We start from the raw sequence: 11451 nt of genomic DNA, 5'->3' as shown, positions 1-11451 counted from the left end.
GAACAAGAGAGGTTGGGGAGATTCAATGGAGAAACTTAGTCACCATTTTTCAGTTCAATGTTGATACCTAAAGAACGGATCTCTTTGGTCAATACGTTGAACGATTCTGGCATACCTGGGTCCATATAATGGTTACCATCTACAATGTTCTTATAGATACGGGTACGACCTTCAACGTCATCCGACTTAACAGTAAGCATTTCTTGAAGCGTGTAAGCTGCGCCATATGCTTCAAGTGCCCAGACCTCCATCTCACCGAAACGCTGACCACCGAATTGTGCTTTACCACCAAGCGGCTGTTGAGTTACTAATGAGTAAGAACCAGTAGAACGCGCGTGCATCTTGTCGTCTACCAAGTGGTTCAGTTTCAACATGTACATGTAACCTACAGTTACAGGACGGTCAAACTGTTCACCTGTACGACCATCATACAATACTGTTTGACCAGTACGTGAAATGTTCGCAAGCTCTAACAAGTCTTTAATTTGAGATTCTTCAGCACCATCGAATACCGGTGTTGCAAGTGGAACACCCGCACGTAAGTTACCCGAAAGCACCAAAATTTCATCATCAGTTAAGCTATCAAGATCTTCTTGCTCGCCACCAACTTTGTTATAAATCTTGTCTAAGAATCCACGAAGCTCAAGTACAGTACGTTGCGCTTTTAACATCTTGTCGATTTCTTCGCCAAGACCTTTCGCTGCCATACCTAAGTGAGTCTCTAGAATCTGACCCACGTTCATACGTGACGGTACACCCAGTGGGTTCAATACGATGTCGACTGGAACACCATTGGCATCGTGCGGCATGTCTTCAACAGGCAAGATGTTAGAAACAACACCCTTGTTACCGTGACGACCCGCCATCTTATCACCCGGTTGGATGCGACGTTTAACAGCCAAGTAAACCTTAACAACTTTCAATACACCTGTTGTTAATTCATCACCTGTAGAAAGTTTGCGTTTTTTCTCTGCAAACTTCTCATCAATTTCAAAGCTCTTCTCTTTCAAGAACACTTGAATTTGAGTTAAACGCTCTGCAATAGCTTCATCAGTCGGTTGGATTTCAAGTAAATCAACCAACTCTAAACCAGACAATACGTCTACAGAAAGCTTATCGCCACGCTTGGTTGTACCACCACCGTTAGACTCTTGACCTGTCAACAAACGAACAATACGTTCACGTGCTGCTTCTTCGAAGATTTTGTATTCTTCTTTCAAGTCTTTACGGTATGAATCAAGCTGAGCTTTTTCAATTGCTTGAGCACGTTCGTCTTTTTCAAGACCATCACGTGTAAACACTTGAACGTCAATCACTGTACCTTTGGTACCTGATGGAACACGTAAAGATGAGTCTTTTACGTCAGCTGCTTTTTCACCGAAGATTGCACGAAGCAATTTTTCTTCTGGTGTTAACTGCGTTTCACCTTTAGGCGTTACTTTACCTACAAGGATATCGCCAGCAGTCACTTCAGCACCGATATATACGATACCTGATTCATCAAGCTTAGACAGTGCAGCTTCACCCACATTCGGGATATCCGCTGTGATCTCTTCAGCACCTAATTTCGTATCACGTGCAACACATGATAATTCTTGAATGTGAATCGAGGTTAAACGGTCTTCTTGAAGTACGCGCTCTGAAAGTAAGATCGAGTCTTCATAGTTGTAACCATTCCACGTCATGAACGCAACGCGCATGTTTTGACCTAGCGCAAGCTCACCACCATCTGTTGATGGACCGTCAGCCAATACATCGCCACGACCCACTTTATCACCAAGTTTCACAAGAACTTTTTGGTTAATACAAGTGTTTTGGTTCGAACGTGTATATTTGATCAGGTTATAGATATCTACACCTGCCTCACCTGCAACCATTTCGTCTTCGTTGACACGAATCACGACACGTGAAGCATCGACGAACTCGATACGACCGCCACGACCCGCAATCACACACACACCAGAGTCATGCGCTACATTTGCTTCCATGCCTGTACCTACAAGCGGTTTGTCAGCAATCAATGTAGGCACAGCTTGACGCTGCATGTTTGAACCCATCAATGCACGGTTGGCGTCATCGTGTTCAAGGAATGGAATCAGTGATGCAGCAACAGAAACAACCTGCTGTGCAGAAACGTCCATATGCGTCACTTTTTCAGGCGGCATACGTACGAAATCACCTTGGTGACGCACAGAAACAAATTCTTCTGTTAAGTTACCGTCTTTATCTACGCCAGAATCGGCCTGTGCAATCACAGTCCCTACTTCTTCAATTGCAGATAAATACTCAACTTCATCGGTTACACGACCATCAACTACTTTACGGTATGGTGTTTCTAAGAAACCGAAATTGTTACATTTCGCATAAACAGAAAGCGAGTTGATCAAACCAATGTTTGGACCTTCAGGCGTTTCAATTGGACATACACGACCATAGTGAGTTTGGTGTACGTCACGTACCTCAAAGCCCGCACGCTCACGTGTCAAACCACCAGGACCAAGCGCCGATACACGACGTTTGTGCGTAATCTCAGACAATGGATTGTTTTGGTCCATGAACTGAGATAACTGGCTTGAACCAAAGAATTCTTTGATTGCAGCAGCCACTGGTTTCGCATTGATCAAATCTTGCGGAGACAAGTTATCTGTTTCAGCTTGGCTTAAACGTTCTTTAACAGCACGTTCTACACGAACTAGACCAACACGGAATTGGTTTTCAGTCATTTCGCCTACTGAACGTACGCGACGGTTACCCAAGTGGTCGATATCATCGACTTCACCTTTACCGTTACGGATTTCAACCAATGTTTTGAGTACATCAGTGATATCTTCGTTCGACAAAATACCTTCAACTTCACGAGACTTCTGATCCGTACCCACTTCGTAAGGACGACCCAAACGACGGTTGAACTTCATACGACCCACTGGAGAGAGGTCATAACGTTCTGAAGAGAAGAATAAGTTATTGAATAAGTTTTCAGCCGCTTCTTTCGTTGGTGGCTCGCCTGGACGCATTACTTTGTAGATTTCTACCAATGCTTCTTCACGACCTGTCGTGGTGTCGGCACGTAAAGTATCTGCAACGAATGAACCACGATCGATGTCATTGGTGAATAGAATGTTAAACTGTTTAACACCACCTTCAGCCAATTTCACCATAATTTCATGACTTAACAAGGTATTAGCTGCAATCACATCACCATCTTTAAGTGGAATGTCTTCTGCAGTAATACGCTCGTATAAGTACTCATCAGGCACAGAAAGCTTTTCTAGGCCAGCAGCCTCCATTTGACGCACATGACGCGCGTTGATACGCTTGCCTTGCTCAACAATGGTTTTGCCATCATTATCTACGATGTCAAATTGTGCCATTTCGCCACGCAAGCGTTCTGGAACAAGATCAATCTGGTAGCTACCCATGTCTAGGTATACAGGCACTTTTTCATAGAACAAGTCTAAGATTTGCGCATTGTTATAACCCAAAGCACGAAGAACCACAGTCGCGAGTAATTTACGACGACGGTCAATACGCACAAATACAAGGTCTTTTGCGTCAAATTCGAAGTCTAACCATGAACCACGGTAAGGAATAATACGCGCAGAATAAAGCACTTTACCACTAGAGTGGGTTTTGCCTTTATCGTGGTCAAAGAATACGCCCGGTGAACGGTGTAATTGAGATACGATTACACGCTCAGTACCATTAATAACGAATGTACCGTTATCGGTCATGAGTGGCATTTCACCCATGTACACTTCTTGCTCGCGCACGTCTTTAATTGATTTAGTTTCGCGATCTTTTAAGATCAAACGAATTTTTACGCGCATTGGTGCTGCATAAGTTGAGCCACGAAGAATACATTCGCGTACATCAAACTCAGGCTTACCAAGACTATACTCAACAAATTCTAAAGCAGCATTGCCAGAATAACTTTCTATAGGAAAAACTGAACGAAACGCGGCTTGCAGACCGATATCTTCGCGGTTTTTTGGTGATTTGCCATCTTGTAAAAATGTTCTGTACGAGTCGACTTGAATCGCGAGCAAGTACGGAGCATCCATAACACTAGGCAATTTACCAAAATTCTTACGGATCCGTTTCTTTTCGGTATATGAGTATGCCATCTGGAGTCCTCGGAAAGTAAACCGAGCCCGCCTGCAGAACGGGCTCAGAAGGAATTACGCAGGCCGATATGGCCACCACTTTTTACAAATGCTGCAATTTTCAGTGGTATTGAAACGCTTACCAATATTTTTAAATTTGAAAAATATTGGTAAGCGTTTGATTTTTATCTTTATTTTAATTTGATGGATTTTCCACCAAGCAAACAAAAATCGAGCCGATTATTGTAACGCAAAAAGGCTGATGACCCAAGAGCCATCAGCCAATTTTTGGGGTGAAATTAATATTCCCCCCCTGGTAACATTACTTAATAGTAATAGTAGCACCAGTTTCTTCAAGTTTTTTCTTAAGTTCTTCAGCTTCTTCTTTAGAAACTGCTTCTTTAAGAACTGAAGGAGCGCCTTCAACCATGTCTTTAGCTTCTTTCAAGCCAAGACCAGTGATTTCACGAACTGCTTTAATCACAGCTACTTTGTTCGCGCCGAAAGAAGTCAACTCAACGTTGAATTCTGATTGCTCTTCAGCAGCAGCAGCAGCAGGACCTGCAGCTACAGCTACAGCAGCAGCAGATACGTTGAATTTTTCTTCGAAAGCAGAAATAAGTTCAACAAGTTCAAGAACAGTTTTTTCAGCAACTGCGTTTAAGATTTCTTCGTTTGTTAAAGCCATGAGAGTAACTCCAAATGGGTATTGAATGATGTGTGTTTAAGTTTGAGCTTATGCAGCTTCTGACTCGTTTTTCTCTTGAAGCGCTGTAAGTAAGCGACCCAATTTCGAAATAGGAGCTTGAAGAACGCTTGCAAGCATAGTAAGCGCTTTCTCTTGGTTTGGAAGATTCGCGATAACGCTAACTTCTTCGCCTTGATAAAGTTTGCCTTCAAATGCAGCAGCTTTAAGTTCAAATGCTTTGTTAGTTTTCGCAAATTCTTCAAATAAGCGTGCCGCAGCACCCATATCATCTGCAGAAGTTGAGAAAGCTAAAATTGTTGGGCCAACAAGGTTGTCGTTCAAGATATTGAATGGAGTATCTTGAAGAGCGCGTTTAGCCAAAGTATTACGTACAACACGTGTAGCAACACCTAGCTTACGAGCTTCAACACGAAGAGCAGTTAATTGCTCAACAGTTAAACCTTGGTAGTCAGCAACAACAGCAGCAAACGCAGTAGAAGCAACTTCAGTTACTTCAGCAACGATCTGTTTTTTGCCTTCGATAAGAAGAGCCATTGTAAAACCTCCTAACGGTGATTTATGTACTTACGCGAAGTACACTCCCAATTCGCAAGTTCATCACTGAACTTACACGCGGAGGATGAACAAATCACACCACCGCGTCTACTCAGGCTGGGAAATTAAGAAAGTAATCGAAATTACTCTCGCCTGAGGTCTTTGACGCTGATAAATCTACATTTACCAATTCAAAGTTTGCCTAAGTTTGCAATATACGACAGAGCGTTTCTTGCGTAAAAATCAAAGCAGCGCTTTGATTTTTACTCAGGGCTTTAAAATTCTGTCTAAGTAAAACTTAGTTAGAAACGTTGCTTACATCAACAACAAGACCAGGACCCATAGTTGAGCTCAAAGTGATCTTTTTGATGTATACACCTTTAGATGTCGCAGGCTTTAACTTTTTCAAGTCTGCAATCAAAGTTTCAACGTTTTGACGAACAGCTTCAGCAGAGAAATCTACTTGACCGATCGCAGCGTGGATAATACCCGCTTTGTCTACACGGTAACGTGCTTGACCAGCTTTTGCATTTTTAACTGCACCAGCTACGTCAGGAGTTACAGTACCCACTTTAGGGTTTGGCATTAAGCCACGTGGACCAAGAATCGTACCCAACTTACCCACAACGCGCATTGCATCAGGAGCAGCAATTACTACGTCAAAGTCAAGGTTACCCGCTTGAATGCTTTCAGCAAGGTCATCAAAACCAACGATGTCTGCGCCTTCAGCTTTAGCAGCTTCAGCAGCAGCGCCTTGAGCAAACACAGCTACACGTACAGTTTTACCAGTACCTGCAGGAAGTGTAGTCGCGCCACGAACAACTTGGTCAGATTTACGAGGGTCAACACCTAGGTTTACCGCAACATCCAAAGATTCTTTGAATTTCGCAGCAGGAAGACCAGCAAGAACAGCTACTGCTTCTTCTAAAGTGTAAACTTTGTTTGCTTCAATAGCAGCAGCAATGGCTTTTTGACGTTTAGTTAACTTTGCCATGTCTTATAGCTCCACTTCCAAGCCCATAGAACGTGCAGAACCAGCGATGGTACGAACACGTGCGTCTAAATCAGCACCAGTTAAATCTGGTTCTTTAGTAGTCGCGATTTCTTCCAATTGAGCACGAGTCAACTTACCAACTTTAGTTTTGTTAGGTACAGCAGAACCCTTTTGGATACCAGCAGCTTTCTTAAGAAGAATAGATGCAGGAGGAGTTTTCATGATGAATGTGAACGACTTGTCGTTGTACACAGTGATCACGACTGGAATTGGTAAACCAACTTCAAGTTTTTGTGTCGCAGCATTGAATTCTTTACAGAATGCCATGATGTTAACACCACGTTGACCCAATGCAGGACCAATCGGTGGAGATGGATTCGCTTTACCAGCTGGAACTTGCAGCTTGATATAGCCGTCAATCTTCTTAGCCATTTCAAATTACCTCTGGGTACAAACGCCGATGAAGGCTCCCCAATTTCTAAGTAACGATACCGTTACAACAACAATGCCTGACTTATAAATAAGCCAGGCGTTTTTCAACCACTTCGAATTAAACTGATTTTTCGACTTGGCGAAATTCCAGCTCAACCTGAGTTGGTCGATTAAATACATTAATGGTCAACGTTAAACGTGACTTTTCGTATAGAACTTCTTCCACCACACCTTTAAAGTCTGTGAATGGACCGTCAATTACGAGTAATTCTTCGCCTGGTTCAAACATCGTCTTCGGACGTGGTGCTTCACCAGTATTGCGTACACGAGCAAGAATCGCATCTGCTTCACGTTGGGTAATTGGCGCCGGTTTCTCAGCCGTACCACCAATAAAACCTAAAACTTTTGGACATTCTTTAACAATGTGCCAAGTTTCATCATTCATTTCCATTTCGACCAATACATAGCCTGGAAAGAACTTACGTTCAGATTTACGTTTCTTACCATCCTTCATTTCTACCACTTCTTCGGTAGGAACAAGGACTTCACCAAAGCTATCGGCTACAGCGCTACGCTGGATTCGATCATTAAGTGAACGCATCACTTGTTTTTCATAACCTGAATAGGCATGAATAATGTACCAACGTTTCATAGCTCTCTTACCCGATAATAAACTTCATTAACCAGCCCAAAATGTAGTCAAAACACCATAATAAAATGGATGCAACAACTACAACCGCAAGCACCTGCCAAGATGTGGTCATGGTCTCTTGCTTCGTTGGCCAAGTCACTCGACGCAGCTCAATTCGTGAGTCTTTCAACAAACGAGCAAAGCCTTTGCCTTGATGGGTGGCGTATAATAAACCGAATGCCACGATGATACAAGCCAAAATTACCCCAACGCGCACCCAGATATCGTTGGCTGGTGCCCAATACGCTGGTAGGTGCTGATTCACCATGGTCGCACCAATTAATAAAATCAATGCGATAATCCATAAGACGACGTCTAGGGGAGAACCAGATTTAACTACTTCAGCAGAATTATTTCTTTGAGGGATTGCCGCGTCGCTTTGTGCGTCGCGTAATTTTTCATTCGACATTTTTGTACTCGTCGTAGGTTTCGCGACTTATTATATGACCAGTTTTGCCGACATCAAGCGTCTTTTATAAAAAAGTTGGCAGGCCAGGAGGGACTCGAACCCCCAACATTCGGTTTTGGAGACCGACGCTCTACCAATTGAACTACTGACCTGCAAAACAAATTGGAGCCGAAACCCCAATTTGTAATTTTATTTTATAATTATGCAGTTACTTTAGCAACTACACCAGCACCAACTGTACGACCACCTTCACGGATCGCAAAACGTAGACCTGGGTCCATTGCGATTGGGTGGATTAATTCTACTGACATTTCTACGTTGTCACCAGGCATAACCATTTCAACGCCATCTTGTAATTTGATCGCGCCAGTTACGTCAGTTGTACGGAAGTAGAACTGTGGACGGTAACCGTTAAGGAATGGAGTGTGACGACCACCTTCTTCTTTAGAAAGTACGTATACTTCTGCATCGAATTTAGTGTGTGGCTTGATTGCACCTGGTTTAGCAAGTACTTGACCACGTTGTACGTCTTCACGCTTAGTACCACGTAGAAGAACACCACAGTTCTCGCCCGCACGACCTTCGTCAAGCAATTTACGGAACATTTCTACGCCAGTAACTGTAGTTACTTGAGTATCACGGATACCAACGATTTCAACTGATTCGCCTACTTTCACAATACCAGTTTCTACACGGCCAGTTACTACTGTACCACGACCAGAAATAGAGAATACGTCTTCGATTGGCATTAAGAATGCTTGGTCGATTGCACGTACTGGCTCTGGAATGTAAGTGTCAAGTGCGTCAACAAGCGCAACAACTGCTTCTTCGCCATACTGACCAGCGTCACCGTTAAGTGCAAGAAGAGCTGAACCACGGATAACTGGAGTGTCATCACCTGGGAAGTCATAAGTAGAAAGAAGTTCACGAACTTCCATTTCTACTAATTCAAGAAGTTCTTCATCATCAACAAGGTCACACTTGTTAAGGAATACAAGAATGTAAGGTACACCAACCTGACGAGAAAGAAGGATGTGTTCACGAGTCTGTGGCATTGGACCATCAGTCGCAGCACATACAAGGATCGCGCCGTCCATCTGAGCAGCACCAGTAATCATGTTTTTAACATAATCGGCGTGGCCCGGGCAGTCTACGTGTGCGTAGTGACGAGTTGGAGAATCGTATTCTACGTGTGAAGTATTAATTGTAATACCACGTGCTTTTTCTTCTGGTGCAGAGTCAATTGCAGCGTAGTCTTTCGCTTCACCACCGAATTTCTTCGCACATACAGTTGCAATTGCAGCTGTTAAAGTTGTTTTACCATGGTCAACGTGACCGATTGTGCCCACGTTAACGTGTGGCTTATTACGTTCAAACTTAGCCTTAGCCATGCTCATCTTCCTCGTTTACGTCGAACACAGGTATAAACAACTCAGTATCGACACATCGCCTAAAAAATCAAACACCAAATACTTGAAAAGCAGACTAATAAGCCTGCTTCTTTAAAAATTTGTAGAAATTCTACTAAACTGTAATCTGGAGCTCTTATCGAGATTTGAACTCGAGACCTCTCCCTTACCAAGGGAGTGCTCTACCACTGAGCTATAAGAGCAAATATAAAACTTCAAATGGAGCGGGAGACGAGGGTCGAACTCGCGACATGTAGCTTGGAAGGCTACCGCTCTACCAACTGAGCTACTCCCGCACGATGTTGGTACAAAGACCACTTTCTTGAAGTCTTAAAATTGGTGGTGAGGGAAGGATTCGAACCTTCGAAACTTTCGTAGCGGAGTTACAGTCCGCCCCCTTTGACCGCTCGGGAACCTCACCATTTTACACTTACTTCAGTGTCGTTCTTTACTTAACTCACTCAACTCTCTAAGATGGTGCCGGCACACGGATTCGAACTGTGGACCTACTGATTACAAGTCAGTTGCTCTACCAACTGAGCTATGCCGGCGTTTCTTAGTGTTTCGTACGTTTCGTATCGGAACGGTGTGCAGTTTAGCAAAACTCAAAATCCTTGCAAGTGTTTTTTTCAAAAAAAACGTCAAAAACTCACAAAATCAATCCGTTTGACGATAATTCAACCGCTTTGATCACTGCGCGAGCTTTTATTTGGGTTTCATTCCACTCAGATTCAGGATTTGAGTCATAAACAAGCCCCGCTCCTGCCTGAACATAGACCTTATTTTCACGAATAACGCAGGTACGAATCGCAATCGACATGTCCATTTCACCATGCCAGCCTAAATAACCAACAGCACCACCAAAAATTCCACGTTTTACGGGCTCTACTTGGTCAATAATTTCCATCGCACGAATTTTTGGTGCACCTGAAAGTGTGCCTGCGGGAAAAGTTGCTTTAAAAACATCCAAGGCATCCACATCATCACGAACTTCGCCTTGCACATTGGAAACAATATGCATGACATGTGAATAACGTTCGATCACCATTTGATCAGTCACTTGCACTTTGCCAATTTTCGAGACGCGACCGACATCATTTCGCCCCAAGTCAATCAGCATTAAATGTTCAGCAATCTCTTTTTCATCCGACAGCAAGTCTTGTTCAAGTGCTAAATCTTCTTCTTTGGTTTTACCACGCGGTCGCGTACCTGCCAGCGGACGTACGGTTGCAATCCCATTTTCAAGGCGAGATAAAATTTCAGGGGAAGAACCGACAATATGAAAAGGCTGATTATTTTCCAAAGTTTGCCCTTGCACCAAGAACAAATAAGGCGATGGGTTCAAATGACGTAGCGCCCGATAGACTTGTAAAGGTTCACCATCAAAGTCAGAGACCATACGATGCCCTGGTACCACCTGCATCACATCGCCCGCACGAATATACTCTTTCACCGTTTCAATCGATTCTAAGAATTTTGCTTTGCCCGTGAGTGACTCAAAATGCGGTGCAGTATGCGGCGTGGCTTTTAAACTAATTGGCGTTGCGAGCAAATCTTCCAAAACATCCAGTTGCTGCTGGGCTTGGCTATACGCATCTGCGTCAACTACATCGACATGCACGATCAGGAATAGCGTATCTTTTAAGTTATCAAACACAATCACTGTTTTAGACAACATCATCCAAATATCAGGCAAACCCACTGGATCTGCTTCTGGCGCATTATTTAAACGCGGTTCAATATAACGTACCGCATCATAACCAAAGTAGCCCACCAAGCCCCCTGTAAAGCTTGGCAGAGCAGGTAAATCAGCTTGAGTAGGTACTTTATACTGCGACTGAAAATCTCGAATAAATTGGAAAGGATCTGTACAAGGTTGATTTTCTATAGTGCCATCGGCTTGTTGAATGGTCAGCTCACCCGCGTTGCATGAGAACACGGTAGATTCACCTAAACCAATAATAGAATAGCGTGCCCAGTTCTCCCCACCTTCCACAGATTCAAACAAATAGGCTTGCTTATGCTCTTTCAGGCGAGCAAAGACCGACAATGGTGTCTCAGTATCGGCTAAGCGCTGACGATAGACTGGAATCAGGTTATACCCTGCTGTTTTGAGTTGATCGAATTGAGTTTGCGTTGTCATGAGTGTTCTCTATTTTTTCAATATGGC

The 11451-nt window shown here is 43.4% G+C and carries 9 protein-coding genes and 5 tRNA genes; all 14 read right to left on the bottom strand.

The features are described from left to right. Positions 1–35: 35 nt before the first annotated feature. Positions 36–4124 (bottom strand): DNA-directed RNA polymerase subunit beta, encoded by a 4089-nt coding sequence (rpoB, locus tag AC4CUX_RS08945; protein WP_490792342.1) that lies wholly within the window; start codon positions 4122–4124, stop codon positions 36–38. 301 nt (positions 4125–4425) lie between these two features. Continuing rightward, positions 4426–4791 (bottom strand): 50S ribosomal protein L7/L12, encoded by a 366-nt coding sequence (gene rplL, locus AC4CUX_RS08940; RefSeq protein ID WP_004692767.1) that lies wholly within the window; start codon positions 4789–4791, stop codon positions 4426–4428. Between the two features lie 48 nt (positions 4792–4839). Then, positions 4840–5346, bottom strand: a complete 507-nt coding sequence (gene rplJ / locus AC4CUX_RS08935) for a 50S ribosomal protein L10 (RefSeq protein ID WP_004692769.1) — start codon at positions 5344–5346, stop codon at positions 4840–4842. 298 nt (positions 5347–5644) lie between these two features. Further along, positions 5645–6340: a 50S ribosomal protein L1 gene (gene rplA, locus AC4CUX_RS08930; protein ID WP_004692770.1), complete on the bottom strand. Its 696-nt coding sequence runs from the start codon at positions 6338–6340 to the stop codon at positions 5645–5647. Between the two features lie 3 nt (positions 6341–6343). Next, on the bottom strand, positions 6344–6772 hold the full coding sequence (rplK, locus tag AC4CUX_RS08925) for a 50S ribosomal protein L11 (protein ID WP_004668262.1): 429 nt from the start codon (positions 6770–6772) through the stop codon (positions 6344–6346). A 118-nt stretch (positions 6773–6890) separates the two neighbouring features. After that, positions 6891–7424: a transcription termination/antitermination protein NusG gene (nusG, locus tag AC4CUX_RS08920; protein WP_004692772.1), complete on the bottom strand. Its 534-nt coding sequence runs from the start codon at positions 7422–7424 to the stop codon at positions 6891–6893. A 7-nt stretch (positions 7425–7431) separates the two neighbouring features. Then, the gene (secE, locus tag AC4CUX_RS08915) at positions 7432–7872 is read right to left on the bottom strand and encodes a preprotein translocase subunit SecE (RefSeq protein ID WP_004692774.1); all 441 of its coding nucleotides are present in this window, start codon (positions 7870–7872) and stop codon (positions 7432–7434) included. A gap of 76 nt (positions 7873–7948) precedes the next feature. Next, positions 7949–8024, bottom strand: a tRNA-Trp gene (locus tag AC4CUX_RS08910). A 48-nt stretch (positions 8025–8072) separates the two neighbouring features. Next, positions 8073–9263: an elongation factor Tu gene (gene tuf / locus AC4CUX_RS08905; RefSeq protein ID WP_004692776.1), complete on the bottom strand. Its 1191-nt coding sequence runs from the start codon at positions 9261–9263 to the stop codon at positions 8073–8075. Positions 9264–9409: 146 nt separating this feature from the next. Further along, positions 9410–9484 (bottom strand) — tRNA-Thr (locus AC4CUX_RS08900). A gap of 17 nt (positions 9485–9501) precedes the next feature. After that, positions 9502–9577: transfer RNA gene (locus tag AC4CUX_RS08895), tRNA-Gly, on the bottom strand. Between the two features lie 41 nt (positions 9578–9618). Then, positions 9619–9702, bottom strand: a tRNA-Tyr gene (locus AC4CUX_RS08890). 54 nt (positions 9703–9756) lie between these two features. Continuing rightward, positions 9757–9832: transfer RNA gene (locus AC4CUX_RS08885), tRNA-Thr, on the bottom strand. Between the two features lie 98 nt (positions 9833–9930). Next, positions 9931–11424, bottom strand: a complete 1494-nt coding sequence (gene trpE, locus AC4CUX_RS08880; protein ID WP_004692777.1) for an anthranilate synthase component I — start codon at positions 11422–11424, stop codon at positions 9931–9933. Between the last annotated feature and the right edge of the window lie 27 nt (positions 11425–11451).

This window comes from Acinetobacter sp. 231_lipA (genome assembly GCF_058243005.1).
The sequence above is the reverse complement of the archived record's forward strand: the minus strand, read 5'-3'. Positions and strand labels throughout refer to the sequence as shown.